We start from the raw sequence: 23,491 nt of genomic DNA, 5'->3' as shown, positions 1-23,491 counted from the left end.
AACAAACAGCAGCGTCTCGTTGCAAGTACGCCGCAGGCTTCCGACAATGGCCGTGCTCGAGACTTCTCGCTACGGCTCCCCTAATGACGGCTAGCTTCGCATACTTGCGGCGATCCCTGTATGGCATCGCCTGTTTCATGGTTCTTTCCTCTCCCGCTGCCGCCCAGGTGGCACCGGAGCTCACCGCCGCCGAACAGGCCGTGCAACGCGCGACCCAGGCCGACGCCGACCAATACGCCCCGGATCTGGTCAACCTGGCCCGCCAGGAACTGATGCAGGCCCAGCAGGCGCAACTGGACAAGCGCCAGCGCAAGCAGGTGCCGCAGATCGCCTTGCGCGCAGCGGCCGACGCCGATCTGGCCAAGGCCCGCAGCGAAGAAGCGGTGGTCATCGCCCAGCTGGAACAGCGCAAGAAGGAAGTCGCGCAGTTGCAGAACACCCTCAACACCGGGGAGGGTGGCCGATGAAACTGCGCCCACTGCTCTATATCGGCGTATTGAGTCTGGCCACGCTGCCGTCGCTGGCAATGGCGGCCAAGGACGACCCGCAGGCCGACGCGCTCAACCGGCGCCTGGCCGCGCTGCAGAACGACCCGCAGACCAACGACCTGGCCCGCTTCGAACGGCTGCAGGCGCAGCAGAGCGTGGCGGCGCTGGCCGAGGCCAAGCGCCGCGACCGCGACGAGCTGGTGTTTCTGGCCGACCGCCGGGTCGAGATCGCCGAGCTCACCGCCCGCACCGCACTGGCGCGGCGCGAGCTGGATCGATTGGAAGGCACCCGCAACGACCTGCTGATCGAAGCCAGCCGCCGCGACGCCTCGCGCGCGCGCCAGGAAGCCGAGCGTCTGCGCGTGCAGGCGCAGATCCAGGCCGAAGAGGCCGAGCGCATGCGGCAGGCGGCCGAACAGGAGACCCTGGCCCGCCAGGACGCCGAGCTGGCGCTGACCAGCGTGGCCGGCAAGCAGACCGCCAAGCTCAATGCGGCCCAGCAGAAAGCGGTGCAACTGGCGCATGAAGAAGCCGAGCTGGTGGCCGGGGCCAAGTTGCCGTCCGCCAAGTTCGACAGCCGCGGCGAAGTGTTTTCGCTGGGCAGTGGCGCCTTCGGTGGCAAGGCCGCGCTGTCCGGCGATGCCGCGGGGCAGGCCAAGGCACTGGCCGAGTATCTGAACATCGGCAAGAAAGGCCGGGTCAGCATCGTCGGCTACGACAGCGATGCGGCCACCGCCAAGAAGCGGGCCGAAGCGTTACGCGACGCCTTGGTGGCTGCCGGTGTCGCCAGCGCACGGCTGCAGGTCAATGGCACCAAGGCCGCCGCCAGCAAGACGCGCGCTGCCGAGGTGGTTGTCGCGCCGTAATGCAAGTGGTTGGAAGTTAAGGTCTTTTAACCAGGGCATGACGCCCGGTTGAACCGCGGTCACTGATTGAGGCAGGGAACGGCAAAAGCAGCCCTTCTGGCCTTGAACCCCCTCCGCGACCGGCGTAGGGTCGTACTCCCGGGCAGCACTCCGCTGCCTGGAAGTACGGAGGGCCGGGCCAGTGACGCAAGGGCACGCATCAACGCAATTCGGTGGACAGTGTGTGGGTTCCGCCAGTGCGCTTGCCATTGTGATCCGCGAGTCTTCCATCCCCAAGCAGCGCCCCGTGCCGCCCGCGGCCGGGGCGTTCTTGTTTTAAGTGTTTCAAGTGAAGGAGGTAACGCCATGTTCGAAGGGCAACCGCAGACCGAAATCGACGCATTGGTCAAGTCCGATCCCGAGTTCAAGCAGCTGTACCAACGCCACAAGCTCTTGAACAAGAAATGCATGGATGCCGAACTCGGGGTGCTCCCCATCGACGACGTAACCTTGGGCCAGATGAAGCGCGAGAAGTTGCAGGCGAAAGAAAAGCTCACCCGGATGTACGACCAGCTCACCCACTGATCCTTCCCCACCGCTAGAACAAGTTCACCGCCGCGGGCGGTGGCGGCCTCCTCGTCGGCTTGCCACCGTCCGCGTCTTTATTTGCGCAGCCGTGTCCGGCAGGAGGCGAACGCCCCGCCCGTTGGCCAAGCCATCAGGTCGGTGGTGGTCGTCGCAGGACTCGCTGAGCCCGCCCGTTCACGGGCCGGCACGATCGGTTCCAGTCTGAATGAGCATTCCCCAGCCGTTCGTCGGATAATGGGCGGCCAAGCCCCGCGCGACGCAGTGACGATATTCCGATGGCGATCCATTCCTCCGTACTCGAACTGATCGGCAACACGCCGATCGTCAAGGCACAGCACCTGGACACCGGCGTCTGCGAGCTGTTCCTCAAGCTGGAGGCGGCCAACCCCGGCGGGTCGATCAAGGACCGCATCGGCCTGTCGATGATCGAAGCGGCCGAACAGCGCGGCGACCTCGCTCCGGGCGCGACCCTGGTCGAAGGCACTGCCGGCAACACCGGCCTGGGTCTGGCCCTGGTCGCCCAGCAGAAGGGCTACCGGTTGATCCTGGTGGTGCCGGACAAGATGAGCCGCGAGAAGATCTTCAACCTCAAGGCCATGGGCGCCCAGGTGGTGCTGACCCGGTCGGACGTGGCCAAGGGCCACCCGGAGTACTACCAGGACCTGGCCGCCAAGATCGCCGCCGAGACCCCGGGCGCCTATTTCATCAACCAGTTCGGCAACCCGGATAACCCGGCCGCGCACGAATTCGGCACCGGCCCGGAAATCCTGGCGCAGATGGACGGGCAGTTGGACGCGATCGTGTTCGGCTGCGGCAGCTCCGGCACCATGACCGGCCTGTCGCGCGCCTTTGCCAGCGCCTCGCCGCACACCGAGCTGGTGCTGGCCGACCCGGTCGGCTCGATCCTGACCCAGTACATCGAAGAGGGCACGGTCAGCGAGAAGTCCGGCAGCTGGCTGGTCGAAGGCATCGGCGAGGACTTCCTGCCGGACATCTCCGATTTTTCGCGCGTCAAGAAGGCCTATTCCATCAGCGACGCGGAAAGCTTCCACACCGCGCGCGAATTGCTGGCCAAGGAGGGCATCCTCGGCGGCTCGTCCACCGGCACCCTGCTGGCCGCCGCGCTGAAGTATTGCCGTGAGCAGACCACGCCCAAGCGCGTGCTGGTATTCGTCTGTGATACCGGCAACAAGTACCTGTCCAAGATGTACAACGACTACTGGATGCTGGACAACGGCTTCCTGGAGCGCCCGCAGCACGGCGACCTGCGCGACCTGATCCTGCGCCCGTACAACAAGCGCGACACCGTCGTGGTGGGCCCGAAGGATTTGCTGACCACCGCGTATCAGCGCATGAAGCTGTACGACGTCTCGCAGCTGCCGGTCATCGATGACGGCGAGCTGGTCGGCATCGTCGACGAAAGCGACGTGCTGCTGCATGTCTACGGCGACGAGGCACGCTTCCGCGACCCGATCTCCACCGCCATGGTCAGCAAGCTGGATCGCCTGGACGTCGCCTCGCCGATCGAAGCGCTGCTGCCGGTGTTCGACCGCGGCCAGGTCGCCATCGTCATGGACGGCAACCAGTTCCTCGGCCTCATCACCCGCATCGACCTGCTCAACTACCTGCGCCGCCGCGTGCAGTGATCACATGCAGTGATCGGGTAGCGCCGCGCGCCCGGATGCGACGCGCGGCACCGGTCATTCGGACCCGCTTGCTACAATCCGCCACTTTTTCCGGGAACCTCCATGTCCAATCGCACCACACCCAGCCACGATGGCGAGCGCGAACTCTCGCTCGCCACGTTGGCGATCCATGGAGGGCAGTCGCCGGACCCCAGCACCGGGGCGGTGATGCCGCCGATCTATGCGACGTCCACCTATGCGCAGTCCAGCCCGGGCGAGCACCAGGGCTTCGAGTATTCGCGTACCCACAACCCCACGCGCTTTGCCTATGAGCGCTGCGTCGCGTCGCTGGAAGGCGGCACGCGTGCGTTCGCGTTCGCCTCCGGCATGGCCGCCACCTCCACGGTGATGGAACTCCTGGACGCCGGCAGCCACGTGGTGGCGATGGACGACCTGTATGGCGGCACCTTCCGCCTGTTCGAGCGCGTGCGTCGCCGCACCGCCGGCCTGGATTTCAGCTTCGTCGACCTGACCGATGCGGCCGCCTTCGAAGCCGCGATCCGCCCCGACACCAAGATGGTGTGGATCGAAACCCCGACCAACCCGATGCTCAAGCTGGTCGATATCGCCGCCATCGCCGCGATCGCGCGCCAGCACGGCCTGCTGATCGTGGTCGACAACACCTTCGCCTCGCCGATGCTGCAACGCCCGCTCGGCCTGGGCGCCGACATCGTCGTGCACTCGGCCACCAAGTACCTCAACGGTCACTCGGACATGGTCGGCGGCATCGCGGTGGTCGGCGACAACGCCGAACTGGCCGAGCAACTGGCCTTCCTGCAGAACTCCATCGGCGGCGTACAAGGCCCGTTCGACAGCTTCCTCGCCCTGCGCGGCCTCAAGACCCTGCCGCTACGCATGCGCGCGCATTGCGACAACGCGCTGGCGCTGGCGCAATGGCTGGAAACCCACCCCGCGATCGAAAAGGTGATCTACCCCGGACTGGCCTCGCACCCGCAGCACGCACTGGCCCAGCGCCAGATGTCCGGCTTCGGCGGCATCGTCTCGATCGTGCTCAAGGGCGGCTTCGAGGCGGCCAAGCGCTTCTGCGAGAAGACCGAACTGTTCACCCTGGCCGAATCGCTCGGCGGGGTGGAAAGCCTGGTCAACCATCCCGCCGTCATGACGCATGCCTCCATCCCGGTGGCCCGCCGCGACCAGCTCGGTATCAGCGATGCGCTGGTGCGGCTGAGCGTGGGGGTTGAGGATGTGGGGGATTTGCGCGGGGATCTGGAACGTGCCCTTGAGGCGTCTCGTTCTTCATGACTGCGTCGCCGCAACGACAGGACGTGTTCGCGTATTGGCGGAGCGGGCTGGCCGGCCTTCGCCTGCAGTCGTGGGTACGCCAACAGTCCTGGTTGCAGCGTATCTATCGCGTTTTCCCGCAGCGTTGGCGCGACCGCGTTTCTTCCACGCTGTCCGCCCGCTCTTTGGTTCAAACGCGGTTTCAGCGCACCGCCGCCTGGGAGCTGTGCGCGAAAGGCGCTGAGGCTTGCTTGCCGATGGACGCTGATATCTCCGTCACCCGGATTCCATCGGTGGGGATCAACATTGTCGGCTATCTCCGTGGCGAATTCGGGCTGGCGGAGAGCGCAAGGATGTATGCGCGTGCGCTGATCAGCGCGCGCGTTCCCGTGTCGTTGTATGACCTGGACATGGGACTTGCGCACTCCTGGGACGACCGGAGTCTGGATGGCCTCATCGACCAGCGCATGCCGCACCAGGTCACCGTCGTCTTCGTCAACCCCGACTACCTCCAAGCCGCGTTCGAGAAGATCGGCCGGGCCCGCATGGACGGGCATTACGTCATTGCGTGCTGGTTCTGGGAACTTGAAGTGATTCCGCCAAGTTGGCTGAGTGCCATTGCGCTGGTGGACGAGATCATGGTGGCCTCACGATTCATCGAGGATGCGTTCCGCAGCGTGACCGACAAACCGATCATGCGACTTCCGCTGCCGCTCTCTGACCAGCCTGATAGCGGTTTGCAGAGACAGGACTTCGGGCTGGACCCGGAAGCCTTCGTCTTTCTTTTCACGTTTGATTTCCACTCCTTCGTGGCCAGGAAAAATCCCCAGGCCGTGGTCAATGCATTCAGGCATGCGTTTCCCGTCGATCGCAACGATGTGCGTTTGGTCGTGAAGTCAAGCAATGGGCATATGTACCCCGAACAGATGGCGGAACTCCTGAGCCTGGTCGCAGCTGACAAGCGGATCCTGCTGCGGGACGAGGTGATCGACAGGATGCATGTGCGCGCGCTGCAGCGATGCTGTGACGTGTATGTATCGCTGCATCGGGCCGAAGGCTTCGGGTTGGGGCTTGCCGAGTGCATGTCACTCGGTAAGCCGGTCATTGCAACGGGCTGGTCGGGCAACATGGAGTTCATGACGGACAGCAACTCCTGCCTCGTAGACTACGACCTGGTGCCGGTTGCGGGCCGATATCCGGAGTCAGATGGCGCGCGCTGGGCAGAGCCGCGCATCGCATCTGCCGCAGCTGCGATGCGTCGGCTTGCGGACGACCCGTTACAGGCGCGGCGGCTGGGCGAAGCAGCCAGGGCCGATATCTGCGCAAGGCTTGCTCCCCGAAGCGTAGCGGAGCACCTGCTGGCAAGGGCTGCGAAGGTGGTCGCGTCAGCGCACTGACGGTGACTGGTTTTGTCGACCCTGTGATGTAGCGATCTGGTTACCCCGCTTCACCAAAGTAGTGAACACTTTCAGAGGTAGCAACGTTGGACATGATCCGGTCCGTATGGGCCTTCCGATACTTCATCCTGTCGTCGATCAGGAATGACCTGCGTCTGCGCTTCCTGCGCAGCAAACTCGGCGCATTGTGGATGATCATTCACCCGCTCATGCAGGTGCTGATCTTTGCGACGATTCTTTCCGAGGTGCTGGCCGCGAAGCTGCCAGGCGTCAATAACAAGTTTGCTTACGCCCTGTATCTGATGGCCGGAACGCTTTGCTGGACCCTGTTTGCCGAATGCATGGGCAAGTGTGTTGCATTGTTCGTGGATAACGGCAATCTGATGAAGAAGCAGGCCTTCCCGCGGATATGTCTCCCACTCATTGCCGGCGGCACCGTCATGGTGAACAACCTGCTGCTGTTCCTGGCAATCATCATCGTGTTCGCGATTCTGGGGCACACCTTGGGGCCGCAGGCAGCCTGGCTGCCGCTGCTGATGCTGCTGACATTGGCTTTCGCGATGTCGATCGGATTGCTGCTCGGCGTCTTCAATGTCTTCGTGCGTGACATCGGGCAGGTCGTGCCGGTTGTTCTGCAGGCAATGTTCTGGGTGACGCCTATCGTTTACACCATCGATATCCTTCCCGCGCAGACCCAGGAACTCTTCAAGCTCAATCCGCTGTTCCCGCTTGTCAGCGCTTATCAGGGAGTACTTCTTTACGGGCGTTCCCCGGCGTGGATCGAGCTTGTCCCGCTCATGCTGGCGACCCTCGTCCTGTGTGTCCTGTCGTTGGTCGTTTTTCGCCGCGCGAGTGCCGAAATGGTGGATGCCCTATGAGCCCTGTGTTGATGGTTGAGGGGCTGGGGAAGTCCTACCGTGTCTGGGGTAGCGAGTGGCTACGCGCCGCCAGCTGGTTCGGGTTGAAGGTCAAGCCGCGAGAAGAGCACTGGGTTCTGCGGAATGTCGGGTTTTCGGTCGCTCCGGGTGAGTCGATCGGGATCATGGGGCGCAATGGCGCCGGAAAGAGCACATTGCTCAAGCTGATCACCGGTACCTCGCAACCTACCGAAGGATGCATCATCCGGCATGGCCGTATCGCCGCGATTCTCGAGCTCGGCATGGGTTTCAATCCGGACCTGAGTGGCCGGGAGAATGCCAGACATTCTGCCGGGCTCATGGGTTACACATTGGAACAAATCGACAAGGTGTTGCCCGAGATACAGGAGTTTGCCGAGATCGGAGAGTACTTCGATGAGCCGGTACGCACCTACTCAAGCGGTATGCAGGTGCGCGTCGCGTTTGCGGTGGCCACTGCATTTCGGCCCGATGTCCTCATCGTCGACGAAGCATTGTCGGTGGGCGATGCGTATTTTCAGGCGAAGTGCTTCAAGCGCATCCAGTCTTACAAGGACGAGGGCATGACGCTCATCCTCGTCAGTCACGCGGTCGGAGATGTTGTCAAACACTGCGATCGTGCCATTTTGATCAAGGACGGTAGCGTGCATGCCGATGGGCCCTCGCGTGAGGTCTCCAACCTTTATCTGGACGAGTTGTTCGGCAAGAAGCCTGCATCGCTTCAGGCACAGGCCGATGATGCACCAGGCCAGATGCACGCTGGCGATGAGGATATCTTTCATGCGCGCCCTTACTACAATGCCGGTGAACATCGCTGGGGGCAGGGCGGTGCGCGAATACTCGATTATGTCGTTGTCAGCGGCGGGGAGGAGTTTCCTGCTCGCGTAGAGAGCGGTACCAGGACGGTATTTTACGTCAAGATCGCCTTCGATCAGGATTTTGACAGTGTAGTGCCCGGGTTTTTGATTAAAACCCTCGAGGGTCTGTTCCTCTACGGCACCAACTCCTTCCTTTCCAGTGAGGGGCGGTCCGGGATTTCGGTAAAAGCGGGACAGGTCATCGTCTGCAAGTTCAGCATGCCTCTCGACCTCAATGAAGCGAACTATCTGGTCTCGCTCGGCATTTCCAGTGGTGACCCGCTTGTGGAATTGACGCCGCTGGATCGTCGTTACGACGCCATCGTGCTGAACGTCGCAAGAGGGATGCAATTCTGGGGGATGATGGACCTCAAGGCCGATTTCGAAATCGTAGAAGCGTTGTCATGACGGCGTCAGGATCTACCATCACATCAGAGAACATCAGTCATGACTGAAACAATGCATATTGGCGCGCGCGTGGCCGCTCTGCCTGAGAAATATCAGCCGATTTTCGGACACCCCGAGCTTTCGGAGGGAAGTTCGCGCGGCTGCGAAGACAGGTTTGTGCTGATTCGCGAATGTGCGCAAAGGCTCCAGGGAGAGCTTGGTCGCCCACTGCGGGTGCTGGATCTCGGCTGCGCCCAGGGATTTTTTTCATTGAGCCTCGCGGCCGAAGGGCATCAGGTCCACGGTGTGGATTTTCTGGATCTCAATGTCGATGTGTGCCAGGCGTTGGCCCAGGAGCACCCGATGTTCGCTGCGTCATTCGAGCACGGCACCGTGGAAGACGTTATCGCGCGGCTTGATCCAGACCAGTACGACCTTGTCCTGGGGCTGAGTGTCTTTCATCATCTGGTGCATTCCCAGGGAATTGCGCGGGTGGCGGGGTTATGCCGCAAGCTCTCCGAGGTCACCGACGCCGGGATCTTCGAGCTGGCATTGCGTGAGGAGCCGCTGTACTGGGGGCCTTCTCTGCCGCACGACCCTGCGGAGTTGTTGACCGATTATGCCTTCACCAGATTGTTGTCGAGGCAGGCAACCCATCTGTCTTCGATTTCCAGGCCGCTGTACTTTGCCAGCAGCAAGTTCTGGTACGTGGGCGAGGCTGTCGGCAGGTTCAGTTCCTGGTCGGGCGAGGCGCACGCCTATGGGCGCGGAACGCATCAGTACAGCAGGCGCTATTATTTCGGCGACAAGGTGTTCGTCAAGAAGATGACGATGGGCATCGGTGGGCGCGCCGAAATCAATTGGCAGGAATTCAATAACGAGGTCGAGTTTCTCAGAAATCCTCCTGCATCGTATCCCGTACCACGGCTGATTGCGGCCTTGGACGATGCATCGGATTTGTTCCTCGTCAGGGAGATGTCCGGCGGACGCCTGCTCTCGGAGTTGATCGACGACGGCTCGCCCTACGATCCGGACAAAGTAGTCTCCGAATTGCTTGAGCAATTGGTAATGCTCGAGCGCGTGGGTCTCTATCACAATGATGTGCGTTGCTGGAATGTTCTGATGTCGCAGGAAGGCAAGGCCATTCTGATCGACTACGGCGCCATTTCTGCCGAAGCCACCGATTGCTCCTGGCTGGGCGACTTGTTGCTGTCCTTCCTGATTACGGTCAAGGAGATCCTGCAACGTCGCATTGTTCCGGCCAGTCCCGGTCGGGAACCGGCTTTGGACTTCATGACGCTTCCTCCTCGTTATCGCAATGCCTTCATCCAGGCATTTGGGGGAGACCAGGCACGCTGGACGTTTGCAGAGCTGCAAGAGTGCCTGGCGCGCTCTGAACCGGTCGCATTGCATGCGCCCGAATGGACATCGCTTTACAGCCACATGCAACAGGCGTTGCTGAGCTACAACACGCGCCTTGGCGCCCTCTATACCCAGAACGAGCATGACCGTGTTGAGCTCGCGGCACGCGCATCCTTGATTGAGCGCCTGCAGGTAGGTGCTCAGCAGGCCCAGGACAAGCTTGCAACCCTTCAGCTGGAAGCAGAAACGGCCGATAACCGCTACCGCGATCTGGAAAAGGTGAGTAGCGAACTGCAGGAATGGGCAAAAGATCTGGAAAGGCGCACTGCCGAAGCCGAGGACAGGGAGAAACAGCTCAACAGGGGCCTGGCGGATCGGGAGGCCGAGAATGCAAGGCTCGTCTCGCAGATTTCGGTGCTCGAGTCCGAGCTGGAAGAGCGTCAACGCGTTCGTGAACTGTCGGAACTGCTTGCCGCTGACCTCAGTCGACTGGTCGAAGAGCGCGATGGCATGCAGGTCAGCATGTCGGAGATGGAGCGCGTCAACACGCAGCAGCAGTCAACCATCGATGAACTGCAGGCGAAAATTGTTTCGCTGGTTCAGCGCGTCAATAGGTCGGAGACTGCCGGCGCCGCGGAGGCACGCAGGGTGAAGGAGCTGCAGCTGGATCTGTCCCATCGCTTGCAGGCCCTCGAGGACGCACGTAGCCGCATTCGTGAACTTGAATTGGCAGTGGATATGCTGGAGGGCCAGATCGGAGAGCTTCATATGAGCCGCTCATGGCGTGTGACAGCACCTTTGAGATGGGTCACCATGAAGGTGGCCAAGCGTGGCGGACCTCTCGTGGTTCATGCGCCGCAGCGGCTGGAGCGCACAGAGCCTGTGCTTGCGGAGGATGAGGTGGCAACGCCCGCCGATGTGGCCATCGACAAGCAGCTGGCAGCGCTGGATCAGTTGGGTAGCCGGATCAGGAAATCGAAGAAATAAGGACAGGGATTGCCATGTACCGGCAAGGACATCATGAAGGGGAATGTAGGTGAAGAGAGTTATTGTGCTTGGCGCGCAAGTGCCGTTTGTCAGAGGCGGCGCGGAGCTGCTTAACGAAGAGCTTGTCAAGCAAATCAATCTGTGGGGCAAGCAGCGCCAGGTCGTCGCAGAGCTGGTGCAGTTGCCCTATAAGTGGTATCCAGAAACAGAAATTCTGTCTTCCATGCTCGCATGGAGGTTGTTGAATTTGAACGAAAGCAATGGTCAGAAAATCGACCTGTGCATTTGCACCAAGTATCCGACCTATGCCGCCTCGCATGCCAACAAGGCGCTTTGGCTCGTGCATCAGCATCGAGTGCTTTATGACCTGGAACGTACGCGCTTCGATCAGCCCCACCTGACCGCGAAGGATTCGGCGGTGCGTGATGCCCTGCGGGCGTCCGACCGGGAGTTGCTGGCGGAGATCGAGCCTCGATATACCATTTCTCAGACGGTTACCGACCGTCTGCAGCAGTACAGCGGTCTGGGCTCTGAGGTTCTCTATCCGCCGTCGAAGCTGGCGCCATTCATCACCTCGGGAGACTATGGCGACTACGTGCTGTGTATCGGTCGTCTTGAGGTGATGAAGCGTCCCGACCTGCTGATCCGGGCCGCGAAGCATGTCCCCCATGCCAAGGTGGTCATCGCCGGAACCGGTGCCAGCGAGTATGCCCACTCCCTGGCACCGCTGATCCGCGAGCTGGGCCTGACGGATCGCGTCGAGCTTGCAGGTTTCGTGGAAGACGAGAAGCTGCTCGAGCTGATTGCCAACTGCCGTGCGGTCTTCTACTCGCCGGTGGATGAGGACTATGGTTTTGCGACGCTGGAAAGCTTCGCCGCCTACAAGCCGGTCATTACGGTTGACGATAGCGGTGAGGTGGGCAGGATCGTCGAGTCCACCGGCAGCGGTTGGGTCACAAGTCCTACACCAGAGGCGATCGCTGAGAGCCTGCTCGATTGTTATGCGAAAGGACCGGCGCAACTTCGTGCATTGGCTGAGGCTGGTCAGCACATGAGTACCTCCATTACCTGGGATCGCGTGATAAGCAATCTGGTGGAGAGCCGGCTTTGAGTACGCCGTTTCGCATCGCGATGGTCGGGCCGCATCCTCCGGAGCGCTCAGGCATTGCAGAGTACACGGCAGGTCTGTCGAACCTGCTGCGAGATCAGGGGCTGCAGGTCGATGCGATTGCACATGCCGATCTTGTTCGCCTCGGGATGAACAACACCGTCCACAGACTGCTTGGAGCGGACGCGATCGTTTACCAGATGGGTAACCATCCAGCGTTCCATGGATGGATGCTTCCGTTGATGGCAGCAGCGCCGGGAATCGTGCATCTGCATGACCTTGTATTGCATCATATGGCCGCTGGCGTTATGAATGAAGAAGGCCGCCTTCTCAACGGCGACTATTTCAATCTTCTGGAAAAGTGGTATTCCAGCACCGATGTAAGGAGCGCCAAACTGGCGCTTCGTAGCGGATCGCCCGTCTGGAATCGGGAAGATGTGGTGCGTTTTCCGCTGCATCAAGTGGCCACCAAACTGGCCACTGAGGTAGTGGTGCACTCACGCTATGCAGCCGATCAGATCGGCAAGGACTTTCCCTGGCTCCCCGTGACGGTGGTGCCGCAGTTGTACCCGACGGTCGCTCAGCATCGCATTCGTGACAATCTGCGCACCATCGCGTTGCTGGGCGGTGGGCATACGAATCGTCGCTTCGATTGGATTGTGCAGGCGCTGTCGGAGATCGACTCCGAACTGAATGGGCCGATCACGTTGGAAATCGCCGGTCAGGTAGAAGCAGCCGTACTCGATCAGCTGGAGAGTATTGCAGACCTGCGTAACGTGCAGCTGATCAATCATGGCCATCTCGACGACGATCAGTTCAGTAAGGTATTTGAGCGTGCGGATCTGATGATTGCCCTGCGCCAGCCAACGATGGGCGAGGCGTCGGCTGTCGTATGCAAAGCGATGCAGGCGGGTCTCCCCGTCATCGTATCCGATCACGGTTGGTATGCAGAGCTGCCCGCTTCGGTAAAAAAAGTCGCGCCGGATGCAGAATGCCCGGACGCTCTGGCAGCGTTGCTGCGTCAATTGACGCGCGACCCTGCAACCTATGCCGCTTGGGCCGAAGAGTGTTCCGATGCATCAAGACGGCTGGCGCTTGATCCTTATGCAGCCGCGGAAGGATATGCGCGGCTGCTGAGACGCCATCGGGTTGTTTCCGATTTCAAGGACTGTGTGGCTGATGCGGTCGCAAGCCTGAAGGTCGACATCGATTCTCCGCTTGCCGAGGAGCTGCATCGAATCGACGTGCTGAGCAGCCTGCGCGGAGATCGCTGGGTTAATCCGGCCCTGGCAGCATTGAAGGATCAGGAGCTGGATTCGCATGCGCGTGTGGTTGGGGCAACAGTGGGACCCTATCCCTACAGTGAGCCGTTGCCGGAAGAGGCCTTTCAGGGGCAGGCTGCCGTTGCTGAGCAGGAGGTGCTGGTTGCCGAGCCGTCCAGCATAATCTCGTTGCGTGTCGAATTGACCAACAACAGCGAGTACTCCTGGTTCAGTCCGCTCGGTCACGCATTGCGGCCGTTCGGCATTTATCTCGGACACTTCTGGATTCATGCCGAAACACCGACGGCGGTAGCCGAACAACCTCGCCATTTTATTCACGATGCGGTCGCGCCGATGTCTTCTGCAGTTCACGATCTCACAGTCCGCGCTCCGGCAGTCGCAGGTGACTACTATCTGGAGATTGATCTAGTCCAGGAGTCGGTCTGCTGGTTCAAAAGCCGTGGCTTTTCACCGGCCCGACTTCTCATTCGAGTAGAAGCCGCTCAATAATGAGCGGCGTGCTCATCCACCACAGGTCCTTATCCATGAAAAATAGTATGAAATCTCCTGTTTCCTTCGGCTCCGTCGCCGTCCTGGCGACGGTGATTGCGTTCACCGGCTGCTCGAAGGCCCCGGAGGCAGAACAGCCAGCGAAGGCCGAACCCCAGCAGGCCGCCCAGACCACCGAAGCAGGCGGCATGTCGACTCCGTTGACGCAGGAGCAGGTTGGCGCACGCTACGCCATTGCCTCGGAGCCGGTACTGGTCAACAACGGCGAGCTGGTACGGGTTGCAGTGTCTGTCACCAATTCGGGTAAGGTCGCCATCAACTCAAAGGGCACACTGCCGGTCAATCTCGCCATCTCCTTGGTGGATGATTCCGGCAATGTCTCGAACCGGGACTTCCTGCGCGCTCCGCTTCCTGCCGAGGGCATTCCGGCGGGTGGCTCCGCTGAAGTGGTCGCAGATGTGCCCAGCCAGGCGGTGATCGGGAAAACGCTGCGATTCGGCCTCGTCCAGGAATCGGTGGCGTGGTACAGCGACTTCAAGGTGGATTCGCTCGACTATGGCCCCCTGACTTCGTGCCAGGACCAGGGCAAAGAAACGGTTTGTGGTGCGGGCGGAAAGCCTTTGGCCACGCGCTGAGACTCAATGATCATCGGAACGAGCCGCGTTCAATCCCGGCTCGATTCCGTAACTTATAAGTAACCAAGAGAGGGATGATGAAAACTGCGTTGATCACCGGCATTTCCGGCCAAGACGGTGCCTACCTGGCCCAGCTGTTGTTGGATAAGGGCTACCGCGTGTTCGGCACATACCGCCGTACCAGTTCGGTCAATTTCTGGCGGATCGAAGAGGTGGGAATTGCAAATCACCCTAATTTGCACCTGATCGAGTACGACCTGACCGACCTCGGTTCGAGTATCCGCATGCTCGAGAGCACGGGCGCCACCGAGGTTTACAACCTGGCGGCCCAAAGTTTCGTGGGCGTATCGTTCGACCAGCCGACGACGACCGCGCACATCACCGGCATCGGCCCGGTCCACCTGCTGGAAGCCATTCGGCAGGTGAACAAGGACATCCGGTTTTACCAGGCCTCGACATCGGAAATGTTCGGCAAGGTGCAGGCGGTCCCGCAGATCGAAAGCACGCCGTTCTATCCTCGCAGCCCTTATGGCGTTGCCAAGCTGTACGCGCATTGGATGACGGTCAATTACCGTGAGAGCTATGGCATCTTCGGCTCCAGCGGAATTCTGTTCAATCATGAAAGCCCGCTGCGCGGCCGCGAATTTGTGACGCGCAAGATCACTGACTCGGTGGCCAAGATCAAACTTGGACGCTTGGAATGCCTGGAGCTGGGCAATCTGGATGCCAAGCGCGATTGGGGTTTTGCGCGCGAGTACGTGGAAGGGATGTGGCGCATGCTTCAGGCCGATGAGCCGGATACCTTTGTTCTGGCGACAAATCGCACTGAAACCGTCCGTGATTTTGTCAGCATGGCCTTCAAGGGGGCCGGAATCGACGTCGAATTCCGCGGCAAGGATGCAGATGAAACTGCAGTGGATGTCGCTACCGGCAAGGTGGTGATGCGCATCAATGCGAAATTCCACCGTCCTGCAGAAGTGGATCTGTTGATCGGCGATCCCGAGAAGGCAACGCGCGTCCTCGGCTGGAAGCCTGAAACCACGCTGGAGCAGCTCTGCCAGATGATGGTCGAGGCCGATCTCAAGAGGAACGCGCATGGCTTCTCGTTCTGATCTGAACGGTAAGCGGGTTCTAGTCACTGGCGCGTCCGGTTTCACCGGCCGCTATGTGGCTGATGAACTGAAAAATCTAGGCTGCGAGGTGCTGGGGCTTGGCGGCTCCGATCACTCCGCACCGGACTGGGCTAGCGGCCTGGCCTCTGTCGACCGTCATTATCAAGTCAACCTGCTCGATCAGGATGCCTTGCGTGAGGTGCTGAAGACTACCCGTCCGGACATTATCATTCACTTGGCTGCGCTTGCGTTTGTCGGTCACGGGAGTGCAGATGATTTCTACAACGTAAATTTGATTGGCACGCGTCATTTGCTGCAGGCAGTGGAAGAGGCTGAAATTTCTCTCGAGCGGCTCCTCATCGCCAGCAGTGCCAATGTTTATGGCAACTCCTCGGAAGGGCGTTTGGATGAGTCGGTTGCTCCGGCACCAACAAACGATTACGCCATCAGCAAGCTGAGCATGGAGTACGTGGTTCGGCTTTGGCAGGGTCGGCTGCCTGTCACCGTAGTCCGACCATTCAACTACACGGGTAGGGGGCAGTCGGAAAACTTCCTCATTCCCAAGATTGTCTCGCACTTTGTCCGGCGAGAGCCACGGATCGAGTTGGGAAATCTGGATGTGTCGCGTGACTTCGGTGACGTCAGGGCAGTGGCATCGGCCTATGGCAAGCTGTTGCAATCAGCCGACGCCATCGGTCGTACAGTCAATGTGTGCTCCGGAACGGCTTATTCCCTTCGGGAAGTGATCGACCTGTGCACACAGATCACTGGCCATTCGTTGGAAGTCTCTGTGAACCCGAAGTTTGTGCGTAGCAATGAAGTCAAGATGCTATGCGGCGATAATCGATTGCTGCAGGAGCTCACCGGGAGCTGGACGTCTCCGCCGTTGCGGAAAACCCTGGAATGGATGCTCGAAGAAGGCTGAGTGAAGCTCGGCCTCGCGAAATGCTGGCAGCCGGCTGGCTTCGTGATCCATCTACGCGTATGCGCACGCAGAAGTCTGAGGTGCGGTGACTGATGTGGCCAGACAACCTACGTCACGTTCGGTATGACGTGACGTAGGTTGCTTGGTAGACATGCGATCAATGGTCGATCTGAGATACATGATTCCGCGGCGCGTGCTGTCAACCACGTGCAAGGGCGCGCACCTGATACGGGTCAGGTAACGCCAGGCCTGATTGCATTTGCTGGCTTGCCCGCCCACGGCCAGCGACTGCTAGGGCGTGCGGCCCAACAGCTGCATAGACCTGAGTGAAATGCCCAGAGCGCGCGCGTCCGAAGATATTCCAAGCTCGACTGGTGAGGCTGGACGATCGAAGTGCAGTTCGACCCTGACTTCATCGCCAGCCGCCAATTTTGGCAGGGCAATAGTGATCAGTTGCGGCTCTGGGGCCGATGCTGTGAGGGTTTGGTGCTGCCAGTTGCCACCATTCACACGAATACCAACATCCATGGATTGGCGTCGTGGGGCCCAAAGGCCACCAGCCTGCATGACCAGTCGAGCGCCTGCGTCTGCCGACGTTTCCATCCGCATTAAAAGGCCTGCATCCTCGCCGACGGACCATACTCCGAAGGGTTCATCTGTTGACCAGCCATTTGTCAGAAATGGCCTCAGGTCAGCAGGACCTATCCTATCACCTGCCGAAATAACCGCGGACCTGGTTGAAGCAGCATCCAGGGAGGACTCGGTCTCTCTTGCCGTACAGCCTGGAAGTAACAGGCATAAGACGGAAGCTAGAAGTGCAGCCTTAATGTCGCGATTGATGGCAATCATTTTGAATCCCGTATGCCAGTTGTGCTGAGGCGACGCATATTTCGTTCGGTCAGTCAGTCGACTCGATCGGAGCGAATTTGATCCAATCGAATGCCATGCCGAATCCAGAAGAGTGATTGTCGACCGGAAGCAGGAAGGTGGCCCTGTTGTTGCCATCTTTCAGGAAGGACGAGGGCAATTCTCCATAAAACTCATTGGAAGTGATCCAGCGGACCGGGACCACATGGCCGTTCACTGAAATCGCGAGCTTCTCAGGGTGTATGCCGGGGGCGATGGACATGACCTTTCCCCGAACTCGATAAACCCGGCCAGTTGGTTTTAGCTGGAATTGAAGCCATGGATTCTCAACGACGGTCCACGAGAATGAAGCATGTTCCATACGTCCTTCATGTTGCCACTGGGCATCCTGCCATCCGCGTCCCGGCGCAGGCACGTCCAAATTCCACCAGCGGCCGAAATCCCACCTAAAGCCTGCCTCCCGTTCCCTGTGGCGGAACTGATCGAAAGCCAGAGGCCAGGGAGACGGCGCGAGCATGGCGCGATAGCGCCGCGAAACGGCGTCGTTGCGCAACGAAAGCTCGTCTTTACGCGCATCACTTAGCGGTACAACGCCCTCTTCGGGAATGCGCACGATCTGCGTCCTGCTCTTGTCTGCGCGATACAGAACGCTTTGCGGCGGCGACGTATAGTCTGGTCCATCAATGGCTGGGCCTGAACTGAACTCCCAGTGGTCAGGGTATTCTGCGCATCGGCCGGTGCGGCCTTTTTCATCTGCGTGTTGCCAGTCGTTCTCAGGTTGATTGCAGATCTGTACCACGTCGATCGGCTTGCCGTACAAATAGGTTAGCGCGTTCATCATGTTTTCCCGGAGCATCCACACGCTATTGATAAGGTGGGAGCCATCGAGAATGAGAAGATCGCGGTCGTTGGCGATATCCGGCAGGCTTACAGCCACGTCCTGGAGGACTTTGCGTTCTGTATCAGAAATCTGTGAGTAGTGATGGAACTGGAACATTTGTGCCGCCATGCCCAGTACGATCAATACGGTGCCGAACACCATTGCCAGGGTTCGACGGGCTCCAGAAAACAGCATGACCAGAGCCACCGTGGCCAATGCTCCGCCTGGAGTCGCGAAGAGGAAGGTGCGTTGACTGATGCTGGTATGCGCGGGTGATGCAAGAAAGGGGAGATAGCCGACGGCGGCAAATGCCACGCCGGTAACGAGCACCCGTAGCGACCAACGCACGCCGATTTGCTTTTCCGGGGGTGGTGCGGAAAAGGGTTCGCGTATGTAGCGGAGCAGAGCCAACGCCATCAACGCAATGGCCGACAGGTACCAGAAGCTGCGGTATTCGACGAAGAGAATCCTTCCGGCGTCGATCCAACCGCCCACTACGCTTCGGCCGATGCCCGTGTAAAACATCACCAGGGCGCGCTCTTTAAGCAGGGCAATGCCACCGGCCTGGCTCTCTAACAGATGCCCTTGGTAGGTCGAGCCAGTCTTGGCAACGTAGTAGATATAGGCTAAGCAAGCCAATATGCCTATGCACCAGACCAGCGAAACATACCAGCGACGGAGGGGAAGTCTGACCGTCTCCACCAATCCGAATCGGCACCAGAGCAACAGCAGAGGCAAGATGGCGTATGCCAATGCCACTTCATAGATCAGCGTGGCAACAACCAACATTGCGGTAGACACAAGCGATACCAGGATCGCCCTGCCCTTGCCCATCAATTGACTTCCATATGCATGCACTATCCCTGTCACGCCGGCAAATGCCAGCAAGACAGACCAGTTGATATGGAAGGAGCGGAACGACAGCTGCATCGTATCTGCGGGATAAATGACCACCAGCAGCGCCAGCAACACGGCATAGAGCCGCGAGCGCAGCAGCCACCACCCCAGGATTCCGCCGCAAACACCCTTCAACACCAAGGCCAGCATCTGCAACAGATGCATGGCGAAAAAGGAGTTCGGCGATAGTTGGTACGCCATCGCATTCGGCAACAGCATGAGGGGCCGCATGCGGTGGCTGGGAAGCGGCCCACCCTCACCAACCACGTAGAACACGCCGTGGCGAGTGAACAGGTTCAGAAGATCCCATTCCTCGATATGTCCCATCATGTTGAAGCCGAAGGGAAGCCAAAGCAGCATGACGATCGCTGTGGAGCAAGCGATGAACAACATGGTGCGCTGGGAAGCGTCGTTGCGGATTAGGGGATTGGACATTCGATGGCTTGTTTGGTTGCAGTTGCGGCGTAGGTTGGATTTAGACGTGATCGCGACGTCGGTCCCGGTTGAACACCCAGAAATTCATCACGAGAAACACCACGACAGGCACGACGACGGCCGAGAACGCAATGCCCCACGCGTAATGCAAGTGCAGACTGTTCACAGCCACGCCCATCCCGATGATGGACAAGGCGAGGTTGAAGCTGTGCAGCAAAATGAAGCGCAAGCCTTCCGAACTCAGATGACCAGAGGACACGAACGTGAAACTGCGGTGCGCGACGAAATTGATTGGCACCAACACCAGGTAGCAGAGCGCCGTGGCCATGGTTGGCTGCATGCCAAGCTTTGATACAGCCACCCAGGTAAGCACACTGAAGGCGACGGTGCTGGCGCCACCAACGATGCAAAAGCGCAGAAAGCGTGCGGCCAGGGCGCGATGGCGCTGTGATATCACTTCACGGTCTCTTGCTCTTGGCCTACGTTGAGCTGTTGGCCCTTTATGTATTGGGGACGATTGCTGACGTTGAGCAGCACGCGCCCTACGTACTCGCCCACCACGCCCAGCGCGAGTAGCTGGATGCCGCCCATGATCAATACCGCAACGATCAATGACGTCCAGCCGATGACGGTGTGCGGCCAAAGCAGCTTCTGCAGGATCAGCACGATGGCGCACAGAAAGCCGAGGCCGGAAGAGACGATTCCTGTCAGCGACGCTACCCGTAATGGTGTGATCGAGAAGCTTGTCGCCATCTGCATCCACAGTGAGATCGACTTGCGCAGGCTGTATCCAGACTTGCCGTCGCTTCGGGCGTGGTGCTCCGCTTCAATGGTGGTGATATTGCTGGTGCTCTGAACGATAAGGCCATCGACATAGACGAAGGGGCCGCCGTAGCGCAATATCTCGTCACGAACTTCGCTGATCAAGCCGCGGAATGGCGAAAGATACAGCCCGCGAGGTTTGGCGAGCAGCCACGACGCCATGCGGTCATTGAACTGGCTGCCGAGGCGCTTCCAGAGAGCGTGCCGCCGGCTTTTGAACTGCACGTAGCAAACATCGGCTCCACTTCGCAGCTCCGCCACGACGCGCCCGATGTCGGACGGCGAGTGCTGCAGATCGTCATCCATGGTGACGATGTAGCGGCCGCGTGCCACACCGAATCCAGCCATCAATGCATTGTGCTGCCCCGCGTTCTTGCGCAGGCGGACTCCCTTCAACCAGGGCCGGGAGGTGCACAGCCCTGTTATGACCTGCCAGGAGTTATCCGGGCTGCAGTCGTACACCAGTACGACTTCGAACTTGTCGGTGAGCGCAGTCAGCGACTCCTCGAGTTTCTCGACAAGCGTGGGCAGGATGGTCGCGCTGCCATAGACCGGGATGACGACGGAAATATCAGGTTGCATCGCTCGTTCCGTAGTATTTGCGAATCAGCCTGGCGATGTATCCGGGAGAGGAATCAATGCCGATGGCGGTTGCATAACGAACAAATGGCGCCGGATCAGGCATGGCACCGCCGCCACGGTCCACAAAGTCGATGCTTGCCTTCTTGCCCAGCGTGGCCTCCAGCATCGAGACCAGCTCGAGCAGGGTGACATTTTCTGGCGGAGCCAGATCCAGCACGGCATTGGTTTCGAGGCGGCGCTCCACCAGATGAAGGGTCACTCGGGCAACATCTTCTACGTCGATCAGGCAGCGCACTGCCTTGACCCAGATGCGTAGCGGCTCCGCATTGCGAATACCACTGGCAAGGTAATTGGACAGGGTGTGTGGATTGTCAGTGCGTCCCACGACTTGAGGCAGGCGCAGGATCAGATACTCGTCGCGTTCCGCAATCAGCCGTTCCATTCTCAGCTTGTGGCGGACGTAATGGGTTTCCGCGCGGTCGGGGTCTGTCACGCTGCACGTGCTGAAGTACACGAACCGGCCCCGCGCCTCGTCCAGAGCCTTGACCAGCAGACGGGCTTCCCTTTCAAATGCCGCCGGATCGGTCTCGGATGAATTGGACACCCCGGAGGCGAATACCGTGGCGTTGAGCTCAGCGAGCCTATCTGCTGCGAAGGATCTGGCCAGCAGGCCATTACCGATGATCACTTAATTACCAATTCCCATTTATCGACGTTGTCCTTATGCAGCGCTGGACAACTACAAGGCCGCCGACGCCATACGATCGTCCCGGGCCAACACTTGCTTCGGCCGCGGCGTGTCCCCATCAGGCATGCAAGCGGCGAAGAGTGGCGCCGCCACGCTGACGGCGCAGTATACCGTCAGCCGTGGCGGCCATCGTAATCTTGAGAGTAGCCGTTAGCCCAAGGCCTGTTCCAGCTCCGGCAACAGCGTGAACAAATCCCCCACCAACCCGATATCGGCAATCTCGAAGATCGGCGACTCCGGGTCCTTGTTGATCGCCACGATCGTGCCGGCGTCCTTGATGCCGGTCAGATGCTGGATCGCCCCGCTGATGCCGATCGCCACGTACAGCTCGGGGGCGATGATCTTGCCGGTCTGGCCGACCTGCAGTTCGTTGGGCACATAGCCGGCGTCCACGGCGGCACGCGAGGCGCCCACGGCGGCGCCGAGCTTGTCGGCCAGGCTGTAGATGTGCTGGAAGTTCTCGGCCGAGCCGACGCCGCGGCCGCCGGAGACCACGCGCTTGGCGCTCTGCAGGTCGGGGCGGTCGGAGCTGCCTGCGGCCAGCCCGATGAAGCGGGTGTGGGTCGGCAGCGCGGCATCCACAGCGACGGACTCGATCGTTGCGCTGCCACCGGCTGCCGCCTCCGGCCAGGAGGCGCTGCGCACGGTTGCGACCACGACCTGGTCGGCCGGTGCCTTCACCGTGATGATCGCATTGCCGGCGTAGATCGGGCGCTTGAAGGTGTAGGCATCTTCGACCGCCATCAGGTCCGAGACCTGGTTGACGCCCAGCAGCGCGGCCACCACCGGCATCAGGTCCTTGCCGAAGGTGGTCGAGGGGCCGAACACATGGGTGTAGCCCTGGCCGGCGAGCTGGGCAATCTGCGGCCCCAGCACCTGCGCGATGGCGTGTTCGTTGGCCGCGTTGGCCACGGTCAATACGCGCGCGACGCCGGCCAGCTGCGCGGCCTGCGCCGCAACCGCGGCCGGATCGGCCGCCAGCACGACGATGTCGATGGACTCGGCCGACACCGCCAGCGCGGCGCTGAGGGTCTTGGCAGTGGCCGCATTGAGCTGGCCGTTGAGATGTTCGGCAACGATGAGAACCTTGGCCATTACAGCAACCCCTTCTGCTTGAGTGCGGCCACCAGCTCGGCGGCGTCCTTGACCATCACGCCGCGGCTGCGCTTGGACGGCGCGGCGTAGTGGGTGGTGCTGAGACTGTCATGCGCATCGACGCCAAGATCGGCAAAGGCCAGCGTTTCCAGCGGCTTGCTCTTGGCTTTCATGATGTCCGGCAACTTGATGAAGCGCGGCTCGTTCAGGCGCAGATCGGTAGTCACCACCGCCGGCAGGTCCACTTCCAGCGTCTCCAGGCCGGCGTCGACTTCGCGGGTCACCGTGGCCTTGCCATCGGCGACCACCAGCTTGCCGGCGAAGGTCGCCTGCGGGCGGCCCCACAGGGTGGCCAGCATCTGGCCGGTCTGGTTGGCGTCGTCGTCGATCGCCTGCTTGCCCAGGATGACCAGGTCCGGCTGTTCCTTCTCGACCAGCTTGAGCAGGGTGCGCGCGGCAGTCAGCGGCTGGATCGCCGCGTCGGTGACCACATGGATGGCGCGGTTGGCGCCCATGGCCAGGCCATTGCGCAGGTGCGCGGCCGCATCGGCCGGGGCCAGGGTGGCGACCACCACCTCGGTGGCGATGCCGGCGTCGCGCAGGCGCAACGCCTCTTCCAGGGCGATTTCGTCGAACGGGTTGGGCGAGAGCTTGACACCGTCGGTGACCACACCGGAGCCATCGGGCTTGACCTGAATGCGGACGTTGTAGTCCACCACGCGCTTGTAGGCGACGAGGATTTTCATCGTGTACGAGATCCTTCAGCTGTTGCGGGAAGGCCCGGCCGCGGCGGCAGGCTCGGGAGTGCGGCCATTCTAACCGGGCGGCATGCACCATGCGATGGCGTATGGATGCTGCGGCGCAACACTTGCGCGTGCC

The 23,491-nt window shown here is 60.5% G+C and carries 20 protein-coding genes; 14 read left to right on the top strand and 6 right to left on the bottom strand.

What is annotated here, in order from left to right:
• The first annotated feature begins 83 nt into the window (after window positions 1–83).
• The 14 genes from XarbCFBP7408_RS05270 (at window position 84) to XarbCFBP7408_RS05205 (ending at window position 16,286) form a co-directional block, all read left to right on the top strand.
• A complete protein-coding gene (locus XarbCFBP7408_RS05270) occupies window positions 84–467 on the top strand; it encodes a DUF4398 domain-containing protein (RefSeq protein ID WP_104562007.1) in 384 nt (127 codons plus the stop codon).
• On the top strand, window positions 464–1,354 hold the full coding sequence (locus XarbCFBP7408_RS05265) for a hypothetical protein (protein ID WP_104562005.1): 891 nt from the start codon (window positions 464–466) through the stop codon (window positions 1,352–1,354). Before XarbCFBP7408_RS05270 ends, XarbCFBP7408_RS05265 begins: the two co-directional genes overlap by 4 nt.
• 345 nt (window positions 1,355–1,699) lie before the next feature.
• Window positions 1,700–1,918, top strand: a complete 219-nt coding sequence (locus tag XarbCFBP7408_RS05260) for a YdcH family protein (protein WP_002814034.1) — start codon at window positions 1,700–1,702, stop codon at window positions 1,916–1,918.
• Between the two features lie 278 nt (window positions 1,919–2,196).
• A complete protein-coding gene (locus XarbCFBP7408_RS05255; protein WP_104562003.1) occupies window positions 2,197–3,567 on the top strand; it encodes a pyridoxal-phosphate dependent enzyme in 1,371 nt (456 codons plus the stop codon).
• Window positions 3,568–3,669: 102 nt separating this feature from the next.
• The gene (locus XarbCFBP7408_RS05250; protein ID WP_104562001.1) at window positions 3,670–4,869 is read left to right on the top strand and encodes a cystathionine gamma-synthase; all 1,200 of its coding nucleotides are present in this window, start codon (window positions 3,670–3,672) and stop codon (window positions 4,867–4,869) included.
• On the top strand, window positions 4,866–6,245 hold the full coding sequence (locus XarbCFBP7408_RS05245) for a glycosyltransferase family 4 protein (protein ID WP_104561999.1): 1,380 nt from the start codon (window positions 4,866–4,868) through the stop codon (window positions 6,243–6,245). Before XarbCFBP7408_RS05250 ends, XarbCFBP7408_RS05245 begins: the two co-directional genes overlap by 4 nt.
• A 92-nt stretch (window positions 6,246–6,337) precedes the next feature.
• Complete coding sequence (locus tag XarbCFBP7408_RS05240; RefSeq protein ID WP_181106281.1) at window positions 6,338–7,123, top strand: ABC transporter permease; 786 nt, start codon at window positions 6,338–6,340, stop codon at window positions 7,121–7,123.
• Window positions 7,120–8,406, top strand: a complete 1,287-nt coding sequence (locus XarbCFBP7408_RS05235) for an ABC transporter ATP-binding protein (protein WP_104561995.1) — start codon at window positions 7,120–7,122, stop codon at window positions 8,404–8,406. Before XarbCFBP7408_RS05240 ends, XarbCFBP7408_RS05235 begins: the two co-directional genes overlap by 4 nt.
• A gap of 39 nt (window positions 8,407–8,445) precedes the next feature.
• The gene (locus XarbCFBP7408_RS05230; RefSeq protein ID WP_258072023.1) at window positions 8,446–10,734 is read left to right on the top strand and encodes a methyltransferase domain-containing protein; all 2,289 of its coding nucleotides are present in this window, start codon (window positions 8,446–8,448) and stop codon (window positions 10,732–10,734) included.
• A gap of 49 nt (window positions 10,735–10,783) precedes the next feature.
• Window positions 10,784–11,845 (top strand): glycosyltransferase family 4 protein, encoded by a 1,062-nt coding sequence (locus XarbCFBP7408_RS05225; protein WP_102580568.1) that lies wholly within the window; start codon window positions 10,784–10,786, stop codon window positions 11,843–11,845.
• 20 nt (window positions 11,846–11,865) lie between these two features.
• On the top strand, window positions 11,866–13,614 hold the full coding sequence (locus tag XarbCFBP7408_RS05220) for a glycosyltransferase (protein WP_104561991.1): 1,749 nt from the start codon (window positions 11,866–11,868) through the stop codon (window positions 13,612–13,614).
• A 35-nt stretch (window positions 13,615–13,649) separates the two neighbouring features.
• Window positions 13,650–14,249 (top strand): glycosyltransferase, encoded by a 600-nt coding sequence (locus XarbCFBP7408_RS05215; protein ID WP_181106283.1) that lies wholly within the window; start codon window positions 13,650–13,652, stop codon window positions 14,247–14,249.
• A 77-nt stretch (window positions 14,250–14,326) separates the two neighbouring features.
• Complete coding sequence (gmd, locus tag XarbCFBP7408_RS05210; protein WP_012439287.1) at window positions 14,327–15,361, top strand: GDP-mannose 4,6-dehydratase; 1,035 nt, start codon at window positions 14,327–14,329, stop codon at window positions 15,359–15,361.
• Window positions 15,345–16,286 carry an NAD-dependent epimerase/dehydratase family protein gene (locus XarbCFBP7408_RS05205; RefSeq protein WP_102580566.1) on the top strand — a complete coding sequence of 314 codons (942 nt, stop codon included), beginning with the start codon at window positions 15,345–15,347 and terminating at the stop codon, window positions 16,284–16,286. Before gmd ends, XarbCFBP7408_RS05205 begins: the two co-directional genes overlap by 17 nt.
• Before the next feature lie 898 nt (window positions 16,287–17,184).
• Here the strand turns inward: XarbCFBP7408_RS05205 and XarbCFBP7408_RS05200 are convergent.
• The 6 genes from XarbCFBP7408_RS05200 to XarbCFBP7408_RS05175 form a co-directional block, all read right to left on the bottom strand.
• The gene (locus XarbCFBP7408_RS05200; protein WP_104561989.1) at window positions 17,185–19,365 is read right to left on the bottom strand and encodes a hypothetical protein; all 2,181 of its coding nucleotides are present in this window, start codon (window positions 19,363–19,365) and stop codon (window positions 17,185–17,187) included.
• A gap of 40 nt (window positions 19,366–19,405) precedes the next feature.
• Entirely contained in the window at window positions 19,406–19,822 is a 417-nt protein-coding gene (locus XarbCFBP7408_RS05195) for a GtrA family protein (RefSeq protein ID WP_164739832.1), read from the bottom strand.
• On the bottom strand, window positions 19,819–20,769 hold the full coding sequence (locus XarbCFBP7408_RS05190) for a glycosyltransferase family 2 protein (RefSeq protein WP_102580563.1): 951 nt from the start codon (window positions 20,767–20,769) through the stop codon (window positions 19,819–19,821). Before XarbCFBP7408_RS05190 ends, XarbCFBP7408_RS05195 begins: the two co-directional genes overlap by 4 nt.
• Window positions 20,759–21,457 carry an NAD-dependent epimerase/dehydratase family protein gene (locus XarbCFBP7408_RS05185; protein ID WP_104561987.1) on the bottom strand — a complete coding sequence of 233 codons (699 nt, stop codon included), beginning with the start codon at window positions 21,455–21,457 and terminating at the stop codon, window positions 20,759–20,761. Before XarbCFBP7408_RS05185 ends, XarbCFBP7408_RS05190 begins: the two co-directional genes overlap by 11 nt.
• A gap of 210 nt (window positions 21,458–21,667) precedes the next feature.
• Entirely contained in the window at window positions 21,668–22,612 is a 945-nt protein-coding gene (locus tag XarbCFBP7408_RS05180) for an electron transfer flavoprotein subunit alpha/FixB family protein (RefSeq protein WP_104561985.1), read from the bottom strand.
• Window positions 22,612–23,358, bottom strand: a complete 747-nt coding sequence (locus tag XarbCFBP7408_RS05175; RefSeq protein ID WP_039525367.1) for an electron transfer flavoprotein subunit beta/FixA family protein — start codon at window positions 23,356–23,358, stop codon at window positions 22,612–22,614. Before XarbCFBP7408_RS05175 ends, XarbCFBP7408_RS05180 begins: the two co-directional genes overlap by 1 nt.
• Window positions 23,359–23,491 lie beyond the last annotated feature (133 nt).

Origin of the sequence: Xanthomonas arboricola pv. guizotiae (genome assembly GCF_002940205.1) — a bacterium.
Classification (GTDB): Bacteria; Pseudomonadota; Gammaproteobacteria; order Xanthomonadales; family Xanthomonadaceae; genus Xanthomonas; species Xanthomonas arboricola_C.
The sequence above is the reverse complement of the archived record's forward strand: the minus strand, read 5'-3'. Positions and strand labels throughout refer to the sequence as shown.

What these genes read in the sequence shown, in the direction of transcription:
- XarbCFBP7408_RS05270 (WP_104562007.1), top strand. Translation starts at nt 84, where the DNA reads ATGACGGCTAGCTTCGCATACTTGCGGCGATCCCTGTATGGCATCGCC.
- XarbCFBP7408_RS05265 (WP_104562005.1), top strand. Translation starts at nt 464, where the DNA reads ATGAAACTGCGCCCACTGCTCTATATCGGCGTATTGAGTCTGGCCACG.
- XarbCFBP7408_RS05260 (WP_002814034.1), top strand. Translation starts at nt 1,700, where the DNA reads ATGTTCGAAGGGCAACCGCAGACCGAAATCGACGCATTGGTCAAGTCC.
- XarbCFBP7408_RS05255 (WP_104562003.1), top strand. Translation starts at nt 2,197, where the DNA reads ATGGCGATCCATTCCTCCGTACTCGAACTGATCGGCAACACGCCGATC.
- XarbCFBP7408_RS05250 (WP_104562001.1), top strand. Translation starts at nt 3,670, where the DNA reads ATGTCCAATCGCACCACACCCAGCCACGATGGCGAGCGCGAACTCTCG.
- XarbCFBP7408_RS05245 (WP_104561999.1), top strand. Translation starts at nt 4,866, where the DNA reads ATGACTGCGTCGCCGCAACGACAGGACGTGTTCGCGTATTGGCGGAGC.
- XarbCFBP7408_RS05240 (WP_181106281.1), top strand. Translation starts at nt 6,338, where the DNA reads ATGATCCGGTCCGTATGGGCCTTCCGATACTTCATCCTGTCGTCGATC.
- XarbCFBP7408_RS05235 (WP_104561995.1), top strand. Translation starts at nt 7,120, where the DNA reads ATGAGCCCTGTGTTGATGGTTGAGGGGCTGGGGAAGTCCTACCGTGTC.
- XarbCFBP7408_RS05230 (WP_258072023.1), top strand. Translation starts at nt 8,446, where the DNA reads ATGACTGAAACAATGCATATTGGCGCGCGCGTGGCCGCTCTGCCTGAG.
- XarbCFBP7408_RS05220 (WP_104561991.1), top strand. Translation starts at nt 11,866, where the DNA reads ATGGTCGGGCCGCATCCTCCGGAGCGCTCAGGCATTGCAGAGTACACG.
- XarbCFBP7408_RS05215 (WP_181106283.1), top strand. Translation starts at nt 13,650, where the DNA reads ATGAAAAATAGTATGAAATCTCCTGTTTCCTTCGGCTCCGTCGCCGTC.
- gmd (WP_012439287.1), top strand. Translation starts at nt 14,327, where the DNA reads ATGAAAACTGCGTTGATCACCGGCATTTCCGGCCAAGACGGTGCCTAC.
- XarbCFBP7408_RS05205 (WP_102580566.1), top strand. Translation starts at nt 15,345, where the DNA reads ATGGCTTCTCGTTCTGATCTGAACGGTAAGCGGGTTCTAGTCACTGGC.
- XarbCFBP7408_RS05200 (WP_104561989.1), bottom strand. Translation starts at nt 19,365, where the DNA reads ATGTCCAATCCCCTAATCCGCAACGACGCTTCCCAGCGCACCATGTTG.
- XarbCFBP7408_RS05190 (WP_102580563.1), bottom strand. Translation starts at nt 20,769, where the DNA reads ATGCAACCTGATATTTCCGTCGTCATCCCGGTCTATGGCAGCGCGACC.
- XarbCFBP7408_RS05180 (WP_104561985.1), bottom strand. Translation starts at nt 22,612, where the DNA reads ATGGCCAAGGTTCTCATCGTTGCCGAACATCTCAACGGCCAGCTCAAT.
- XarbCFBP7408_RS05175 (WP_039525367.1), bottom strand. Translation starts at nt 23,358, where the DNA reads ATGAAAATCCTCGTCGCCTACAAGCGCGTGGTGGACTACAACGTCCGC.